Source organism: Konateibacter massiliensis (genome assembly GCF_900184995.1).
GTDB lineage: Bacteria > Bacillota > Clostridia > Lachnospirales > Lachnospiraceae > Lachnotalea > Lachnotalea massiliensis.
In genome coordinates this window covers 148716-168771 of record NZ_LT860098.1, presented here as the reverse complement: position 1 = coordinate 168771, position 20056 = coordinate 148716, and the positions used below count along the sequence as shown (strand labels likewise).

The 20056-nt window shown below is 41.5% G+C and carries 16 protein-coding genes; all 16 read left to right on the top strand.

Annotation, left to right across the window (positions count from 1 at the left end; translation table 11 throughout):
• Positions 1-9 precede the first annotated feature (9 nt).
• Positions 10-2373, top strand: coding sequence for a glycoside hydrolase family 2 protein (locus CTY48_RS02140; protein ID WP_099466874.1), 2364 nt, complete (start codon positions 10-12; stop codon positions 2371-2373).
• Positions 2374-2393: 20 nt separating this feature from the next.
• The gene (locus CTY48_RS02135) at positions 2394-3467 is read left to right on the top strand and encodes a family 43 glycosylhydrolase (protein WP_099466873.1); all 1074 of its coding nucleotides are present in this window, start codon (positions 2394-2396) and stop codon (positions 3465-3467) included.
• Positions 3464-6103, top strand: a complete 2640-nt coding sequence (locus CTY48_RS02130; RefSeq protein ID WP_099466872.1) for a glycosyl hydrolase — start codon at positions 3464-3466, stop codon at positions 6101-6103. The genes CTY48_RS02135 and CTY48_RS02130 overlap by 4 nt, the downstream gene beginning before the upstream one ends.
• A gap of 108 nt (positions 6104-6211) precedes the next feature.
• The gene (locus CTY48_RS02125; protein WP_099466871.1) at positions 6212-7615 is read left to right on the top strand and encodes an MFS transporter; all 1404 of its coding nucleotides are present in this window, start codon (positions 6212-6214) and stop codon (positions 7613-7615) included.
• Positions 7616-7661: 46 nt separating this feature from the next.
• Positions 7662-7892 (top strand): hypothetical protein, encoded by a 231-nt coding sequence (locus CTY48_RS02120; protein ID WP_099466870.1) that lies wholly within the window; start codon positions 7662-7664, stop codon positions 7890-7892.
• Positions 7893-7911: 19 nt separating this feature from the next.
• A complete protein-coding gene (locus CTY48_RS02115) occupies positions 7912-9381 on the top strand; it encodes a methyl-accepting chemotaxis protein (protein WP_180272614.1) in 1470 nt (489 codons plus the stop codon).
• Positions 9382-9451: 70 nt separating this feature from the next.
• On the top strand, positions 9452-10243 hold the full coding sequence (locus CTY48_RS02110) for an SDR family NAD(P)-dependent oxidoreductase (protein WP_099466868.1): 792 nt from the start codon (positions 9452-9454) through the stop codon (positions 10241-10243).
• 151 nt (positions 10244-10394) lie between these two features.
• Positions 10395-11066: a response regulator transcription factor gene (locus tag CTY48_RS02105; protein ID WP_099466867.1), complete on the top strand. Its 672-nt coding sequence runs from the start codon at positions 10395-10397 to the stop codon at positions 11064-11066.
• Positions 11063-12124: a HAMP domain-containing sensor histidine kinase gene (locus CTY48_RS02100; RefSeq protein WP_099466866.1), complete on the top strand. Its 1062-nt coding sequence runs from the start codon at positions 11063-11065 to the stop codon at positions 12122-12124. Before CTY48_RS02105 ends, CTY48_RS02100 begins: the two co-directional genes overlap by 4 nt.
• A gap of 231 nt (positions 12125-12355) precedes the next feature.
• Positions 12356-12718: a hypothetical protein gene (locus CTY48_RS02095; RefSeq protein WP_099466865.1), complete on the top strand. Its 363-nt coding sequence runs from the start codon at positions 12356-12358 to the stop codon at positions 12716-12718.
• Between the two features lie 55 nt (positions 12719-12773).
• Positions 12774-14165: a radical SAM protein gene (locus CTY48_RS02090; protein ID WP_099466864.1), complete on the top strand. Its 1392-nt coding sequence runs from the start codon at positions 12774-12776 to the stop codon at positions 14163-14165.
• A 146-nt stretch (positions 14166-14311) separates the two neighbouring features.
• Positions 14312-16882 (top strand): PEP/pyruvate-binding domain-containing protein, encoded by a 2571-nt coding sequence (locus CTY48_RS02085; RefSeq protein WP_099466863.1) that lies wholly within the window; start codon positions 14312-14314, stop codon positions 16880-16882.
• 147 nt (positions 16883-17029) lie between these two features.
• Entirely contained in the window at positions 17030-17317 is a 288-nt protein-coding gene (locus CTY48_RS02080) for a DUF4491 family protein (RefSeq protein ID WP_099466862.1), read from the top strand.
• Between the two features lie 29 nt (positions 17318-17346).
• Positions 17347-17991, top strand: coding sequence for a hypothetical protein (locus CTY48_RS02075; RefSeq protein WP_143452681.1), 645 nt, complete (start codon positions 17347-17349; stop codon positions 17989-17991).
• Positions 17992-18079: 88 nt separating this feature from the next.
• On the top strand, positions 18080-19585 hold the full coding sequence (locus CTY48_RS02070) for a catalase (protein WP_099466860.1): 1506 nt from the start codon (positions 18080-18082) through the stop codon (positions 19583-19585).
• The gene (locus CTY48_RS02065; RefSeq protein WP_099466859.1) at positions 19585-19989 is read left to right on the top strand and encodes a YbaN family protein; all 405 of its coding nucleotides are present in this window, start codon (positions 19585-19587) and stop codon (positions 19987-19989) included. The genes CTY48_RS02070 and CTY48_RS02065 overlap by 1 nt, the downstream gene beginning before the upstream one ends.
• The last annotated feature ends 67 nt before the right edge of the window (positions 19990-20056 follow it).

Genomic DNA, 20056 nt, shown 5'->3' with positions numbered 1-20056 from the left:
GGATATAAGATGAAAAAGCAAGATTTTAATAATCAATGGACAGTTCGAAAGGCAGAGGAAGTAAATGCGCAAATAATAGATTTACCCCATGATGCCATGATTGTTGAGAAAAGAGAACAAAGTTGTGCATCGGGAAGTGGCGGGGCGTATTTTCCGGGAGGAGTTTATTATTACGAAAAGACCTTCGAGGTACCGGAGGAATGGAGAGAACAATATATACTTTTTGAGTTCGAAGGGGTTTATCAGAATGCCAAGGTTTATATAAATGGTAAGGAAGCAGGCGGCTGCCCTTATGGTTACATTCCCTTTACGGTCAGCGCCGCGCCATTTTTAAATTATGGTGAGAAAAATACAATCCGAGTGGCAGCAGACAATTCGAAACACCCGAATAGCCGTTGGTACACAGGGAGCGGTATTTACAGGCCGGTGTGGTTATACGTAGCAGATAAACAGCATATTGAACATGAAGGAGTCAAAATAACAACCTTATCCTACCGTAATCCTCGTATTCGGGTGGAAACAGCCCATACAGGAAAAGAGGTTTGCGTGGAAACCTTATATGGCGGCAAAGTAATTGCGCACGGAAGCGGAGATGACATTGAGTTAGATATACCTAACGCAAAGCTTTGGAGTGATGAAGCTCCAAACCTCTATGAATGCCGTGTCACCTTAAAAGATAACGGCACAGTTGTGGATGAGGTGATAGAGGAGTTTGGAATCCGCATGGTGGAATGGAGTCCGAAAGGCTTGTTTATAAATGGAAAAGAAACGTTGCTTCGAGGCGGCTGTGTTCACCATGACAATGGTATATTGGGAGCGAGGAGTTATCGGGAGTCAGAGGAGCGCCGTATCCGCATAATGAAAAAAGCGGGATATAATGCTATCAGGATTTCACACAATCCTGCTTCGAAAGCAATGCTTCATGCTTGTGATACTTACGGGATGTATGTAATGGATGAGACATGGGATATGTGGTATAGCAAAAAAACCAAATATGATTATTCCCATCACTTTGAAAAACACTATTTGGCTGATATAAAGGCAATGGTAGATAAGGATTTTAATCATCCGTCAGTTATTATGTATTCGATAGGAAATGAAGTTACGGAACCGGTTGAAGAAAAGGGATTAAAGCTAATTCGTGAGATGACAGAATATATCCATAAGCTAGATACAAATCGCGCGGTAACCTGTGGTCTTAATTTATGGCTTCTCTATACCACAAGCAAAGGAAAGGGCGTTTACAAATCCGATCAGGAATCAGAACAGGGGAAAGAAAAGAAAGCGGATCAGGAGATGAACAGCACCGTTTTCAATTTGGTTGCTTCTCAGGTTGGAACAAAGATAAACAATGGTGCAAAGTCTAAAAAGGCAGACGAAATAGTGAGTCCATGCCTGGATGTATTAGATATAGCCGGCTATAATTACTCTTCAGGAAGATATCCATTAGATGGAAAGCTGCACCCTAACAGGGTGATAGTAGGGTCAGAAACATACCCGCAGGACATTTATAAAAATTGGGAAATGGTAAAAAAATATCCATATCTGATAGGAGATTTTGTTTGGACTTGTTGGGATTATTTAGGGGAAGTCGGACTTGGTGCATGGGCATACAGTGATGACGGAGCAAGATTTAATAAGCCTTATCCGTGGCTGCTGGCTGATACAGGTACGATTGATATACTTGGAAATATAGGAGCTCAGGCTGATTATGCCGCTGTGGTCTGGGGATTGCACGATAATCCGCTCATTCATGTGAGACCGGTTAATCATTCGGGTGAGAAACCTAAAAAGATGGTTTGGCGTGGAACGGATGCTATGCCGTCCTGGTCTTGGAAGGATTGTGAAGGAAAAAAAGCGTTGATAGAAATTTATTCAGATAGTGCATATGTAAAATTAGTGCTTAATGATAAGCTAATAGGTCTGAAAAAAGTAAAACAATGCAAAGCAATCTTTAAAACAAAATACAAGGCGGGTACCCTTACAGCAATTGCTTATGATATGGAGAAAAAGGAGATTGGCAGAACCACTTTAATCTCGGCAAAAGGTAAGAATGCAATTCAGATAAAACCGGAAAAAATGAATGTTAATCAGAATAAAGTTTTTTATGTAAATATAAATATTGCAGGGGAAAATGGAATTGTAGAAAGCAATGATGATCGTAAACTGAAGGTAGAAGTGGACGGAGGAGAGCTTTTAGCATTTGGAAGTGCTAATCCGCGAACGGAAGAACAATATCACACAGGAAGTTTCACGACATATTATGGCAGGGCACAAGCGATTGTGCGAAGTAAGGCGGCAGGAAACTGTAAGATTACGGTCAGCGGGGAAAAAACAGAGACATTTTCCGTAAACATTCAGGTAGAACCGTAAATAGGAAGAGGAGAAAAGCGATGTATCAAAGTATTAAACCGGGTCAGGTATGGCTAGACACAAACGGGAAGCGAATTCAGGCTCACGGGTTTTCTGTCTTTTACAAGGACGGCTTATATTACTGGTATGGAGAAAATAAAGAGTTTACCAGACCATTTGGAACGGTATGGCATTGGGGAGTTAGGTGCTATGTATCAGAGGATTTATATAACTGGGAGGACAAAGGGCTTATTATACCGCCGGAGCCGAAGGATTTAAGCTCACCGCTGCATCCCACCTACAGCATGGACCGCCCTCACATCATATATTGTGAAAAGACAGGAAAATATGTTGCATGGCTTAAAATTATGGCAGGAGGCACAAATCAGACGAGTCAGTTTATGAGCGTTATGCAGGCAGACAGCTTTATGGGACCTTATGAATTTGTACATAAGATGTATAAGCCCTTTCAGATGGATACGGGCGACTTTACACTCCATGTCGATGAGGAGACAAAAAAGGCGTATTTTATTTTTGAACGCCCTCATTTTGAGCTGATTACAGCTACTCTTACAGAGGACTATACAGAGGTTTCAAAAGAATATTCCAGCCATTACGAAAACCTGCTCCCTCCTTGGACAAGAGAAGCACCGGCATTTTTTGAGCGAGACAAAAAGAAATATCTGTTTACTTCGGGTACAAGCGGTTATTTTCCAAACCAGAGCAGAGTGGCAATGTTTGATAATTTTCATGGGAACTATGTGGACCTTGGAGACCCTCATATCGGCGATGAGACAAACACCTCCTTTAATTCCCAGATTTCGTGTGTTCTGAAAATACCGGGTAAAGACTTGTATATTGCGTGTGCAGACCGCTGGCAGACGGGTAAAAAAAATGCTAAATTGACAAAACAGGTTATCAAAGGAATGGAGCGAAGGTTTTTGGATTATAAGCCGGACCGTTCTCCGAAGGAGATTACCCCTCTCCCAATGAAAAAAATAAGACGCTTCGAAAATACAAGAAAAGCAAACTATGTGTGGCTGCCCGTTGAGTGGGAGGGAGAAAAGCCTGTTATCCGCTGGCGTGATGAATGGAGATTGGAGGATTTTACATGAACCATAAAATAAGTAAAGTATTAGCCGGAGAAGAAAATAACTATATCCTTCCGTTTTTTTGGCAGCATGGAGAGGAGGAAGGGGTGCTTCGAGAGTACATGCAGGCAATCCGCAGCGCAGGAATCAGGGCAGTTTGCGTTGAAAGCCGCCCGCACCCTGATTTTTGCGGTCCTAAGTGGTGGGAAGATATGGACGTCATATTGGAGGAAGCAAAAAAGTATGACATGAAGGTGTGGATTTTAGACGACAGCCATTTCCCATCAGGCTATGCAAACGGAGCGTTGGAAAATGCAAGTCCTGAGCTTTGCAGGCAAAGCGTATATTGTCGCTTAATAAAGGCGCCGGATGCAGGAAAAAGTGCTTACCTTGATATAGAAAAGCTTATACACCCCAAATTTAAGAAGACCATGATTGAAACTATCATGTTTATGGGAAAGCCTTTTCGCAAGTTTGATGATGATAAGCTTCTGAATGTGAGTGCTTACAGACTTGATAAGGAAGGCTATGCACCTGTTGACCTGACGGATTATGTAGAAGGCGGAAAGCTAAAATGGAAGGTGCCTGAGGGCGAATGGAAAATAGGGGTGAGCTGTCTGACTCGCAATGCCGGCTATCACCGGAATTACATCAATATGCTTGATGAGAAATCATGCAGAATATTGATTGATACGGTCTATGAAGCGCATTATGAGAGGTACAGTGAAGAATTTGGAAAGACGATAGCCGGATTTTTTTCAGACGAGCCGGAGCTTGGAAACGACCATCTCTACGCTATGGGAAATAAAATTGGCAGTGACATGGATTTGCCTTGGGGAGAGGAACTTGAGGCAGAGCTTGAGAAGCGTCTGGGAAAGGAGTGGAAGTTATTTATTCCGCTGTTGTGGGAAAACAGTTTAGATTTACATACGACTGCAAAAGTGCGTTATGCCTATATGGATGCGGTCACCCGACTTGTGGAGAAGAACTTTTCATTTCAGATAGGGAATTGGTGCCGTGAGCATAAGGTTGAATATATTGGGCATTTAATTGAGGACAATAATCAGCACTGCCGCACCGGCTCTAGTCTGGGACATTTTTACCGCGGGCTTTCCGGGCAGGATATGGCAGGAATTGATAACATTGGAGGACAGGTATATCCGCAGGGGGAGGACTTTGCCAACCGCCATGCATTGGGATACATCAACGACGGAGAATTTTACCACTATGCACTTGGAAAGCTTGGGTCCTCCTATGGAGCAATTGACCCAGCCAAAAAAGGAAGAACCATGTGTGAGATTTTCGGAAACTATGGGTGGTCTGCGGGGGTACAGTTGGAAAAATATTTAGCGGATCATTTTATGGTGCGAGGTGTGAATCATTTTGTTCCCCATGCATTCAGCCCAAAGGCGTATCCGGATAAGGACTGTCCGCCCCATTTTTATGCAGGAGGAAATGATGCACAGTACAGACATTTTGGCAGTCTGATGGGATATATGAATCGAATCTGTGAACTGATTAGTGACGGCTTTCATATTGCACCTGCGGCAATTTTATACCACGCCGAGGCAGAGTGGAGCGGGGAATGCATGCTGATGCAAAAGCCTGCCCGTATTCTGGCAGATAATCAGATTGATTATGATTTTATTCCTGCTGATGTATTTACGGAAAAGGAACGCTATAAGACCGGTTTGGATTATGGACTAACCGTTCACAAGCAGAGTTACAAAGTGTTAATGATACCGAGAGCACAATACATTTCAAGTGAACTTGCAAAAAGCATTGCAGCTCTAAGCGAAAAAGATTTTCCTGTTGTTTTCATAGAAGCATTGCCGGAGGGAATTTATGACGGAGACAACGATATTCTTGAAAAATTGAAAAGCTGTCCGGTTGTGGAGCTTGAGCAATTAACAGAGTTTCTGAGAAAAAGAAAAATAGCGGAAATAGAGCTGACGCCTGCGGATAACCGAATTCGTTATCTGCATTATAACAACGGCAATGATATGTTTTATTTTGTAAATGAAGGTATGAACACCTATAAGGGCACAGTATCTCTGCCGATGAAGGGCAAGTGTTATTCCTACCATGCATGGGATAACCGTTTGGAAACGATAGAGACCATTGAGGCAGAAGAAGGAACAAAGGTAATTGTGGAATTGCAGCCGAAAAAGAGTCTGATTATTATGTTTGACGAGGCAGAGGAGGAGCTATTGAGTAAGCCTTTGCAAGTCAAGGGGGACAGGGTGCAGCTTCAGGACAAATGGCTTCGAAGCATTTGCAGAAGTATTGATTATCCTGATTTTAAGGACGCGAAGGAGGTTTTACTGCCGGATTATCTTGCGAAGGAAAAACCTAAATTTTCGGGCTTTGTGCGGTATGAAAATTCCTTTTATGCCAAGGAGAAGGAGAAAATGGTGCTTGTGGTTAGTGATGCAGCAGAGGGCGTTGAAGTATTCGTAAACAAAAGAAGTGCCGGAATACAAATTGTGCCGCCATATTGCTACGATATAACCGAGTTGTTGCAAGAAGGGGAAAATACTCTTTCAATCGAGGTGGCGACAACATTAGAGCGAGAAACTGCAGCGAAAAAGATATTCAAAGGAAAAGTAAGCAGTCTATCCGGCATTACCGGAACGGTCAATTTATATAAGCAGCCGTAATGTTTAAAAAGAGGAGGTGCCTTTATGAGGGCAGAGGACTTTATAAGGAGCATGTGATATTAAAGAAGCTGATTTATAAAAATGGTGTATTAAGGAAGGAAGAGCAAGATGAAGAATAACAAAAATAGAAGTACAGAGATAGACAATGAAAAAGTTTCACTTGGAGAAAAGCTGGCGTGCAGCGTCAATAATGGTATGGGAACCTTTCATATTCAGGTTATCCAGCTATTCCTGCTTTTCTTCTATACCGATGTTATGAAGATCAATGCCGGATATGTGGCGGTTTTATTTCTTGTAGTACGTGTCGTGGATGCAGTGATAACTCCTTTTTTTGGCATAATGATGGATAAGCTGACAACACCGTGGGGAAAATATAAGCCATGGCTGGTTGCAACCGGATTATTTATGGGAATATTCGGATTTTTAACTTTTACAACATTTGATATGGGGGCGACCGGAAAGCTTTTCTATGTTACGGTTACATATACGTTATACAGTCTTTTCCTGTCTATGATAGGAGCGCCCGTAAATGCGATTTTGCCTGTTGTTACAAAGAAAATTGAGGACAGATTGTCATTGGGACAGCTTGGATATTTTACAATTATGGCAGGTGCGCTGCTGGCACAGATAGGTGTGCAGCCGCTATATAAGTTAATTGGAGGCGGTGATGATGCAAAAGGTTTTTCCGTTGTTATGGGAGCAATCATGGTGCTTAGTATACTGATTGCGATATGGCAGAATGTTGTGATAAAGGAACGTTATATTACCCAGCCTAAAAAAGGTGAAAAAGGTCCAAAGCTTGGGAAAATGCTGGGTGCGGTCCTGACAAACCGGACAGCAATCATTGTATATATTTTTGCTTTTGGTATCAATATCACAACCGGTTTGAGAAACGGAGTACAGATTTATTATTTTAAATATTATTTTGACAACGATATGCTGCTGACAATTTCCGGTATCATTGCGTTGCTGCCTACACTTGTTGGTGTTATTTTAAGTTCAAAATTTACAAAACGTGTAGGAATTAAAAAGAATCTTGTTATGTTTGTAATTGTCACAATTGCGTCAATGGCTGTTGTTATCATTTTGCCGAAGACCCAGGTCGGAATGGGAGTTTACCTATTTACGGTAGCATGTATGGGCTTCTTCAGCGGACTTGCCAATCCGGCACAGGGAACAATGATGCCTGCTGCAATTGACTATACAGAATGGAAGACAGGTATGAATATCAATGGATTTATGAGCTCTTTTCAAGGCTTTTTGCAGACCCTTGCCACGGCCTTGTCAGGTGCGATTGCGGCAGGAGCATTGCATGTGTTTGGATACGCGGAGGGTGCAGCAGTACAAAGCAATTTTACGATTATGGGCTTAAAAATGGTAATGAGTGTTATCCCGGCTGTCTTTGCGGTATTGATGCTTTCGGTGCTGTGGTTTGATTTGACGGAAAGCAAACAGGCTGAAATTACGAAGGATCTTGCAAAACGACGAAAGGAAGCGGAAGGTAAGGCGTAAGCAAAGGGAACGATAAAAATAAGCAAAGAAGGAAAGAGGGAATTATATGCGGTTAAAAGAAGATGCAAAATTAGTGGAACTATTGAGTTATTCTAAAATGTGCAAGGAAGATGTGTTTTTCAAAACAGAGGAAGGTGATGTGTTAAATTTAAAGTCTTTACTCTCTGCTATGCTTCTGCAATCACTGGCAAATGATGCCTCCTTGATAGCGAGAGGAAAGATTGTGTGCATGAACGAAAGTGATTATGAAATATTGTCGGACTTTTTGGAAAACTAAAATACGCGAGGAGAAAAAGATGAATGTAAGTATTTTGGAACGGCATAGGGATAGAGTGAATAAAATCTTGGTGATAATTTTATGGATATGTCTTCTGTTAAATAGCGGTGTAATCGTATTTACCGGAAATTTTACAGTAAGCATGGCATTAATTCCGTTATCTTTTCTGCTTATAATCGCCACTGTTTTGTTCTTTAAAAAGAAATATGCTGTTTTATCCAGTTATTTTTTACAATGCTCTACGTTGATATTTTTAATTATCCAATATAAAACAATGGAAAAAGAGACACAGGTACATATGATATATCTGTTGTTGTTGGTTGTTATTTTAAGCAGCATGTACTTTAATGTAAAGTCTTATCTGCTATTTGCGGTTATGACAATGGCGGCGTTGGTAATGAATCTGGTCAATAGTTTTGATGACGGGGCACTGGTTGTAATATTGGGAGTGTTTTTGTTTGCTGTAGTTGCAATGTATTTTGTGACAAAATGGGGCAGTGAGTTAATTGACGCGGCAATTGAAAAAGAGAAAAGGGCAAATAGTATATTAGAGCAGTTGCAGGAGACCATTACAAGTGTCAATGTAAATACCTCGGCGCTTAGAAGGGACATCACAGGCTGTAATGAAAATCTGAGCTCTGTGTCTGAACTGAGCAACGGAATTGTCACCACAGTGGAGGAGGTTGCCAGAGGTGTTGCAGAACAGGCGGCAAGCATTGCAGGGATTAACAGCATGATTACCGAGACTGATTTAAAGCTTTCTCAAAATATGCAGATTTCAAACGAAATGTCGGCTGTATCCGCTGCGACGTCCGAGATTGTGACAGGCAGTTCCCAAAAAATTGTAAAGATGTGTGACCAAATGGCGTTAATAGACAATGCAGTAAGCAAATCTTTGTCAACAGTGACAGAGCTGGAAAGCAGTATGGAAGAAGTAACGGAGTTTCTAAAAGGCATTGTTCAGATTGCGGAGCAGACAAACCTGTTATCCCTGAATGCGGCAATTGAAGCGGCACGAGCAGGAGAACAGGGAAAGGGCTTTGCTGTTGTGGCAGATGAGGTCAGAAAACTGGCAGAACAAAGTCAGGAAATGGTCGGATTCATCGGCAATATAATAGCAGAAATCAAGGATAAGACAAAGGCAGCATGTGTCGAGGCGCAAAGCGGCAACATAGCGGTAAAAAACGGTGGGATGCTGGCAAGTGAGGTAAGTGAAAGCTTTGACAAAATACAAGCCGCATTTTTAAAGATTGATGAAAAAGTAGCTGAGGAATTGAGGATGTTTCAAAATACTGCCAAAACATTTAAGCAGATACAGGAAGAAACGGAAAGCATTGCGGGTATTTCAGAGGAGCAATCTGCTTTCACGGAAGAAATGCTGGCAACCATAACAGAGCAAGGCAGCAGTATAAAAGATATATTCGGATTGATGAAAGAGCTGCAGTACGCAAGTGAAAAGTTGGAGCAGACGGCAAATATTCAGATGTAAAAAAGTTAAAGCTTGCATAACGGCTTCCATAAAGTATAATAATGGTAAACAAAAAGGAGGGAGCCACAATATGAAAACAGCATTGATTACCGGAGCATCCGGTGGGCTGGGCTATGAATTTGCCCATCTTTTGGCAAGAAAAGGATATAGTCTGGTGCTCGTTGCCAGAAGTGAGGGTAAGTTGTATCAGCTAAAGAAAGAGCTCCAAAAGAAATATGCTAAAAAACTTGAAATTACAGTAATAGCAAAGGACCTTTCCGAAAAGGATGCGGCACTTGAAATTTTTGAGGAAGTACTTGAAAAGGGTATTGAGGTTAATATGCTTATTAACAATGCGGGCTTTGGTGATTTCGGCAGATTTGCAGAATGTGATTGGGAAAAACAATATGAAATGGTTCAGGTAAATATTGTTGCCATGATGCAGATGACAAAATATTTCATGAAGCCGATGATGGAGAGAGGGCAGGGGCATATCTTAAATATGGCATCCACGGCGGCATTTCAGCCGGGACCGTTTTTTTCAAGCTATTTTGCAAGTAAGGCATTTGTTCTTTCATTTACAGAAGCAATCGCGAAGGAGCTTGAGGGGAGCGGCGTGCATGCGATGGCACTCTGCCCCGGACCGACAAGAACAGGCTTTGAAGAGAAGGCAGAAGCCGAAAGTTCTAAGCTGTTTAAGACGTTCAAAATGGCAACGGCTAAGAATGTCGTAGAGTTTGGCTACCGTAAGTTGATGAAAAATAGAGTGGTTGCGGTGCATGGTTTTCGCAATACTATGTTGACGATTGGGATAAAGGTGACACCTCGCTTTTTAGTGAGAGATATTATGTATAAGCTGCAAGGATATCAGAAGAAGATATAATAAAAGAATGCGGATGTATCCATTTTTATAATGAGTGCAGTTGAGACAAAGTTCAACTGCACTCATTGTCATTAACAAAGCTGAAACAATTTTCAAATGAATCATTAACAATAAAAGCATATAATATTGCAAAAAAGAGGAGGTGCAAGGTGTGATACATATTTTGGTTGTGGAGGATGATAAAGATTTAAATCAGTCTGTATGCAGATATTTAAACAATTACCAATATCAAGTGACCGGCTGTCTGAATGTGACGGAAGCATATGACTGCCTGTACGCAGGGCAGTATGATATGATTATTTCTGATATCATGATGCCGGGCACGGATGGCTTTGAATTTGCCCAGATGGTTCGTCAGCAAAATCAATATATTCCGATTTTGTTTATGACAGCAAAGGACGATCTCTCTTCCAAACAACGAGGATATCGTCTCGGTATTGATGATTATATGGTTAAGCCAATTGATTTGGAAGAGTTGATTTTACATATTCAGGCACTTTTGCGGCGAGCAAATATTGCGGCACAAAAGAAGCTGATTATCGGAAATCTGATCTTGGATGAGGAAGCTGTCAGTGCGGAGATATCTGGTGTTCCGATTGAGCTGACACTCCGCGAATTTCAGATTTTATTTAAGCTTCTGTCCTATCCAAAACGGACATTCACCAGAAGCCAGCTTTTGGATGAGTTCAATGGATTGGAGAGCGAAAGCGGACTACGCACGGTGGATGTCCATATTACCAATCTGCGAAGCAAGCTTGCGGACTGTGACTCTTTTCAAATTGTGACGGTGAGAGGACTTGGTTATAAGGCGGTAACGCTATGAAGGAATATTCTGATACCCGCATTAATGTAAAGAGCATGAGTCTGCGCAATTATATTATTTTGTTCTGGGTAGTGCTTATTATTTGCGGCAGTTACACCGGTATTTATTTCTTACAGGTAAAACATGAGGACAACGGAGGATTTTATGCGATGTTGTCCATGGTGGGTTACCTTGTATTTATTAGTGTGCTGTTGATTATTTTATTTTCAGCATTTCATACAAAATATTTGCTTGAGCCTGTGCATCTGCTAATCGATGCGGCAAAGCGGGTGACACAGGGAGATTTCACAGTTCAGCTTAAGTCACGACGACGTGACGGGAAAAAGGATGAATTCGAGATTTTGTTTGAGGATTTTAATATTATGGTGGCAGAGTTGGCAAGTACTGAAATATTGAAAAAAGATTTTATTTCCAACGTTTCTCATGAGATGAAAACGCCTCTTTCTGTGATTCAAAATTATGCAACTATTTTGCAAAGCAGCGACTTAAGCGAGGAGGAGAGACGGGAATATGCAGAAAGAATTGGTGAGGCATCAAAGCGTATGTCCATTCTTATAACAAATATTTTGCAGATGAGCCGTTTGGAAAATCAAAAAATACGCGTTCAGGCAAAATCGTTTAACCTCAGTGAGCAGCTTAGCCGCTGTGCCCTTGGCTTTGAGCAGTTATGGGAGGAGAAGGATATCAGTTTGGAGGCGGATTTGGATCAGAGCATTGTGATTTGCAGTGATGAAGAGCTGCTGGACATTGTGTGGAACAATCTTCTCTCCAATGCCCTGAAATTTACGGATCAGGGTAAAACAGTTTATATCACGGCGATTAAGCAGGAGCAGTTTGCAATAATTACAGTGGAAGACACTGGTTGTGGAATGGATAAAAAGTCAGTAGAACATATCTTTGATAAGTTTTATCAGGCAGATACCTCCCATGCTACAGCGGGAAATGGTTTGGGGCTTGCATTGGTAAAACAGATTATCACGTTGCTTGGAGGAAAAATTAAGGTGGACAGCTCACCCGGAATTGGGTCTGCGTTTACCATTTATTTAAAGTTAGAATAGAGTTATAGAAAACCGTTTGGATAATTCCAAGCGGTTTTTTAATATTACATTAACAATTCATTAAATAAAGTCAAATAAACGGGCAGTATTCTATAGCAGTTCAAAGACATCACATTTTAAATATGGAGGTATTACAATGAAAAAAATAATGATGATTCTCAGTGGTATTATCATACTCGCGCTAGGAGCGATAGGAATTCATAGGCTGACGAAAAAGACAGATGAGGGGTGATGAGTATGCGCCACTCAAAGCTTTGCTGTGAACTCGCCTATGCGGGAACACTTTTCTGGCTGCCGCTGGTATTCTGCCCAGGGGATGAAAATGCGAAATATTACGCGAATCAAGGCTTGTGGGTTTTGATACTATCCGTTGCGGCATGCTGGGGAATACGCATATTAGAGCTGGTAAACAACGTGTTTGCGGGAATGCTTTTGGGAATTGTAAGCGGCGGTATTTATTCTCTGGCTTTTATGCTGTTTTTGATTTTTATGCTTTATCTGTTAGTCAACTGCATAAAAAGCGTAAGGGATATCCACCGTGATGTAAAGCCTAAGTCAATTTTATTTTTTGAAGAGAGGGCTATTATTAAGTAAGGTAACAGAGAAAATTGATACAAAAACATAAGAAGAAAGAATGAGGACAAAAGATATGGCTATTATTGAAAGTATGGAAGCATTTGCGGTGAAAAAGGCATTGGCATATATGGATAAGGACCCGGAGACCAATCTGCCAAAGCTACTCGACTGGTTTGACCGGTTCGACATGAAAAATACGCTGGAAAAGGAAAGAAGTGTAGTCAGACAGGTATTGGAGAATAAGGACAGCAATTGGTATAAGCTGATTATGAGTTTATGGAAGGATATCGACAGCGGAGTGAGGAATCGCCTATTTGAGAATTTTATCGTCAACGGCTGTCTGCTTGGCTACCAGAGACAGATGGAAAACAAGAAAAAATATAACTGCAACGTGCCGTGGGCAATTCTGATGGACCCGACAAGTGCCTGTAATCTGCAATGTACCGGCTGCTGGGCGGCAGAATATGGCAACCATATGAATTTGACCTATGAGGAGATGGCTAGTGTCGTAAAGCAGGGCGTGAAGCTTGGAACTTATGTATATTTGTTTACGGGAGGCGAGCCGATGGTTCGAAAGAAAGACATTATCCGACTTTGTGAGGAACACCCGGATTGTGTATTTTCAACCTTTACAAACGGAACGCTAATTGATGAGGCATTTGCAGACGAGATGCTTCGAGTGAAAAATTTTGTTCCGGCAATCAGCATTGAGGGCTTTGAGGAGGCAACGGATTCCAGGCGTGGAGACGGAACCTATCAAAAGATTGTAAATGCCATGACCATTTTAAAAGAAAAGAAGCTGCCGTTTGGAATTTCCTGCTGTTATACAAGTGCCAATGCAGAGGTGATTGGAAGTGAGGAATATTTTGATCAGATGATTGAGATGGGAGCTAAGTTTGCATGGTTTTTCACCTATATGCCGGTTGGAAAGGGTGCGGTAAAGGAATTGATGGCAACCGCAGAGCAGCGAGAGATGATGTACCACAAAATCCGCGAGTACAGAAGTACAAAGCCTTTGTTTACAGTAGATTTCTGGAATGACGGAGAATATGTCGGCGGATGTATTGCGGGCGGCAGATGTTACTTACATATCAACGCAAACGGAGATATTGAACCGTGTGCCTTTATCCATTACTCGGATTCGAATATAAGAGAAAAGACCTTGCTGGAGGCGTATCAGTCCCCTCTCTTTATGGGATACCATGATAATCAGCCGTGGAATGACAATATGCTAAGACCTTGTCCGGTGCTGGATAATCCGGGCAGACTTACCGCTATCGTTGAGAAAAGCGGTGCGAAGAGTACAGACTATCAAAATCTGGAAACAGCTAAGGAATTTTCCGATAAATGTGTGGAGACAGCAGAAAATTGGGCTCCTGTTGCGGACAGATTGTGGAGAGAGTCACAGATAGCGAAAACGGAAGCGTGTGGGTCATGCAGACGTTGTTCGGGATATACGCAATAAAAACTAGTGTTATAAAAACGCCTGTCTTAGCAAGGTTTTTGATATATAAATTTAAAAAATTATGTTATGATAAAAATAACAAGAAATAATAGTTCTCCCCTTATAAAGAAAATGTTATACCAATACAGAAATCAGGAGGTATGATTATGGGCGCATTCGATAAAGTGCAGTCAGGGCTGCCAGACATGGACAAGCTGTTAGATAACATCAGGCTAGGAGATAATGTTGTTCTGCAGGTAAGCAATATAGAAGAATTTCGCTTTTTTACAAAGCCATTTATAGCGCAGGCGATAAAGGACAAAAGAAAAGTGATATATTTTCGCTTTGCAACACATGAGCCGCTGGTTGAGGAAAAAGATGCACATAGATATAGCCTTGATCCGGGGGGAGGGTTTGAGAATTTTACAATATCAGTGCACCGTATCATTGAGCAGGAGGGTCGGGAAGCGTTCTATGTATTTGACTGCTTATCCGAATTGCAGGTAGCATGGGCGGCAGATTTGATGATGGGTAATTTTTTCTGTGTGACCTGCCCGTTTCTGTTTAAACTGGATACGGTGGCACTGTTTCCGCTAATCAGAGGTGGCCATTCTTTCGATACAATCGCACGTATCAGGGAAACAACACAGTTGTTTCTGGATGTGTATTCTGATGAAAACAATATATATCTTCATCCTATTAAAGTTTGGAACCGGTATTCTGCCTTTATGTTTCTCCCTCACAAGGCGGATAAACAGGAAAAAGAATTCAGAAGCCTCACTGATTCGGTAAGCGTTACCTTGTTTTACCGCATTGTGGAACAGTCGTTAAGCAACACGGATCAGAATCTTGATAGCTGGGAAAGATATTTTCGAGCATGCAGTGAACTGAAAAACAGTGAGGGAACGGAAGATATTCAGAATAATCTATGCAGAATGATGATGACCAAAGATAATAAGATTAGAGCAATGCTTGCAGATTATTTTGGTATCAATGATTATCTGCAAGTCAAAAAACGTATGATTGGTTCGGGGAAAATAGGTGGAAAAGCCTGCGGAATGCTGCTGTCAAGAAATATAGTAGAAAAAGAACTTCCACACCTGTCTGAAAGACTGGAGCCACATGATTCCTATTACATCGGAGATCATATATTTTATACGTATATGGTTTTTAATAATCTGTGGGAATTGCATATTAAGCAGAAAGATGAAAGCGGATATTATGAGGTGGCAGAGCGGCTGGACAGGAAAATAAGGAATGGTGTTTTTCCTGAAAATATCCGTGCACAGCTTAGAAGAATGCTTGAATACTATGGGCAGGCACCAATTATTGTGCGCTCCAGCAGTATGCTGGAGGATAGCTTTGGCAATGCATTTGCCGGAAAATATGAATCGGTTTTCTGCGGGAATCAGGGAACTCTTGAGGAACGTTTGGAAAAACTCGAAAGAGCGATAAGAATCGTATATGCCAGTATTATAAATCCATCCGCACTTGAATATCGACGAAAAAGAGGACTGGATCAGCTGGAAGAGCAGATGTCTATCCTTGTGCAGAGAGTATCGGGCTCAATATATGGAGAATTCTTTTTCCCGTCAATTGGTGGAGTTGGATATTCTCAGGATTTATATTCCATTGATAAGAAAACGGAAGGGAAAAAAGGCATGCTGCGAATGGTGTTTGGACTTGGAACCAGAGCGGTTGACCGGACAGAAAATGACTATCCGCGAATCGTGCATTTAGACAAGCCTTCCCACACCTATATCACATCCATGGATGACAAAGTCAAATTCTCCCAGAGAAAAATGGATGTAATCAGCATAGGCCAGAACAAGATTGCCGAGATAACGGTAGACCAGATGATGGAATGCACACCATACTGGTATCAGAGACTTGTGCTAGAGCATGACTACGAGCTGGAAAGAAGGCTGAGAGAGCAGGGAAATAACAGACAAATCTGCTTTGGCACCTGCCAAGGATACGTGCAGAATGAGCAGCTTTTATCTGATATGGATGAAATTCTTTCGACGTTGCATCGTGTTTATACTTATCCTGTGGATATAGAATATACCGTTAATTCCAATGAAAATAAACAGTATGTCATCTGTTTATTACAGTGCAGGCCGTTGCAGACATTTTCTTCCATGGAAAACATAGAAATTCCCCAGATGGATGAAAACAAAATACTATTTACGAATTCAAATTCTTCGTTGGGAGCAACCCAGTTGAAGAAAATAGATGCGATTGCTGTTGTAGATGCAAAAAAATATTATGAGTATCCATATAACAAAAAAATGGAGGTGGCGAATCTGATTACTTCCATTAACTCTTTTTATAAAAATACAAAAAGCAATGTAATGATTATGGTGCCGGGAAGAATCGGAACATCTTCACCTGAACTTGGGATACCGGTGAAGTTCTCCGGAATATCAAGCTTTTGTGCCATTGCGGAAATGGATTATACAGAATCCGGATATGCGCCCGAATTATCTTACGGAAGCCATATTTTTCAGGATTTAGTGGAGACCGGAATCTTTTATACCGCTATCAATAATGTGACGGAGGAAGTCATAAACAATAACAAAAAATTACTTGAGGACTATGGGATTAAGGGAGAACTCCCAGAAGGATATGAGCAGTTAAGCGATATGGTAAGCATATATAAGTTTGAGGAAGCACCGCTTATGCTTTATTATGATATTAAAAGCGGAATTACCAGCTGTGGAATTTTTGAACAATAAGAAAACGAAATATATATTATTCGACATAAAAAAAGCATAAAACAATAAAGCAGACGATTGACGACAATGTCTTAATTTGTTAGAATATAAAAAAGATATAATGATTGGGTTTGTAAAAATTAAAATATATGATAGCGGAGGGAGAACATGCACGTTACAGGACTGATAATCGGCATCGCGGCTTTTATTATTATTGGGGTTTTTCACCCGATTGTTATCAAATGTGAGTATTATTTCTCGGATAAAATCTGGCCTGTATTTTTGATTATTGGAATAATAACAATTGTATCGTCTTGCTTGATTCGGGAGATTATTATATCCTCCATATTGGGCATTTTTGGATGTACCTGTATCTGGTCAATTATTGAGTTAAAAGAGCAGAGAGAAAGGGTGAGAAAAGGATGGTTTCCCAAGAATCCAAAGCGCAAAATCTGACCGCACAAACCGGCACGGGGAAAAAAATTATGAAGCGCGTTGAAATTATATTTGACGTGCTCTATCTCTTGGTGGTGTTTATAGCCGCAGGAGTACTGTATCGGCATGCTGAAAAGGGAAGTCTGCTATTTCAGTATGCGGTGATGGCATTTGTATTAGGAGCGGGAGATTCTTGTCATCTTATTCCAAGAATTTATACAATGACGGATAAAGGTGCAAGGGACCACACCGTCTCTTTGGGAATAGGAAAATTTATCACGTCCATTACAATGACACTGTTTTACCTGATTTTATGGGAAATTGGCAAGAAATATTATGGTTTTGAGGTGGGGCGTTATCTTGATGCTTTTGCCTATGGATGTGCATTTGTGCGTATCCTTTTGTGCCTGTTCCTGCAAAATGGCTGGACAAGCAAGACACCTTCGCTGAAATGGGGGATATACCGGAATATACCGTTTGTTTTGCTTGGGGCAGTTGTTATGCTTCTCTACATAGTAGGAGCTGTTACCAGAGGAGGAAGCCTCTCTTTTATGTGGCTTGCGATACTGGTCAGCTTTGTCTGTTATATACCGGTAGTATTATTTTCCGGTGTCAATCCAAAGATTGGCATGCTTATGCTTCCAAAAAGCTGCGCGTATGCAGCCATTGTTCTTATGGGCTTTTCGCTTATCTGATATGAAATCAGCAAATTTATAACGCTGTGATACATATAAATATACTATTTTATACCGTAAACACAACGATTTAAAAGGAGGTATTAGGATGGACGAGAACAAGAAACTGACAAATGAAGTGGGCGCACCGATACCGGATAATGAGAATTCCATAACAGCCGGACCGAGAGGGCCTGTCGCAATGCAAGATGTCTGGTTACTGGAAAAAATGGCTCATTTTAACAGAGAGGTCATACCGGAGCGCCGTATGCATGCAAAGGGCTGGGGAGCCTACGGAAATCTGACCGTCACAGGAGACATATCGAAGTATACAAAAGCCAAAGTGCTTCAGCCGGGAACAAAGACCGATTTATTTCTTCGTTTTTCTACGGTTGCAGGGGAGCGTGGAGCAGCAGATGCAGAGCGTGATATACGAGGTGTTGCAGTGAAATTTTATACGGAGGAAGGCAATTGGGATTTAGTAGGAAACAATACGCCTACCTTTTTTATCCGCGATGTACATAATTTCTCAGACTTAAACCGTGCTGTAAAGCGTGACCCGAGAACCGGTATGCGCTCGGCACAAAATAACTGGGATTTTTGGACCTTGCTGCCTGAGACATTCCATCAGAGAACGATTGTTATGTCAGACAGAGGAATACCGGCGACGTTTCGCAATATGCATTTCTTTGGTGAGCACACCTTCTCCTTCTACAATGATAAAAATGAGCGTGTCTGGTGTAAATTCCACTTCCACACGCAGCAGGGAATTAAGAATCTGACCAATGCAGAGGCAGCGGAAATTTGCGGCAAGGACAGAGAAAGCCATGGAAGAGACCTATTTGAGTCGATTGAGCGGGGAAATTATCCGAAATGGACGATGTATGTGCAAATTATGACGGAGGAGCAGGCGAAGAATCATTATGAAAATCCGTTTGATATCACGAAGATTTGGCGTCACAAGGAATTTCCTCTTATTGAGGTAGGTGTATTGGAGCTTAACCGCAATCCGGAAAATTATTTTGCGGAGGTGGAGCAATCCGCATTTACACCGGCTCATGTTGTTCCAGGAATCGGATTTTCGCCAGATAAATTTTTACAGGGAAGATTGTTTGCCTACGGCGATGCACAGCGCTATCGTCTTGGAGTCAACCACAATCACATACCGGTCAACCGTGCAAAATGCGAGGTAAATGAATATCACCGTGACGGCGCCATGCGTGTTGATGGAAACTACGGAGGAATACCTGCATATTCACCGAACAGTGACGGCTATTGGTCACCGCAGCCTGACGTGGCAGAGCCACCGCTTGATATTGAAGGTGCGATGTATCGCTTTGATCCGAAGGATGACCCAACGGATGACAACTTCCGTGCGGGAGGAGAGCTTTACCGCTTGATGACGGAGGATAAGAAAAAACTGTTAATTGAAAATACTGCTGATGATATTGCATCTGTCACGGACAATGTAAAATATCGTCATGCCACCCACTGCTACTTAGCGGATACAGAATATGGAGAGAGGATTACGGCGGCGATGGGTCTTGATATTGAGAAAGTGAAGGAACTGGCGAAGCTGGACAATAATGGGCTTATTCAAGCGACACTAAAATAATGGAAATAAAAAATAAAATTCTTATTGCAATTGGTTTTATGTTCTTACTAATCGGAGGGATTGGCTTATTTTTGCCGGTGCTGCCTACAACACCGTTTGTACTTGTTGCGGCGGCGTGCTTTTCTAGCAACAAAAAGCTGACTGACTGGTTAAAAAAGAGTAAATTGTTTGGAGAATATATTACAAATTATAAGGAAAGAAAAGGGCTTAGTACCATAACGGTCATAAAAAGCCTGAGCTTTCTATGGATTATGCTTATCATCTCTATTGTGTACATCCATTCCATGTGGGCAGCAATTCTTCTGCCTTGTATCGGAATTGCAGTGACGACTCATATACTGATTATTGCGAGACCGAAGGAAAAAGGCAGCTCACAGAAGGAATTAGGAGCAGAGGGAGATTGAGCGCGAATGGAATAAACCGCAGAGAATTTTTCTGCGGTTTATTTTCTTGCTTTTATGTTTTTCCTAT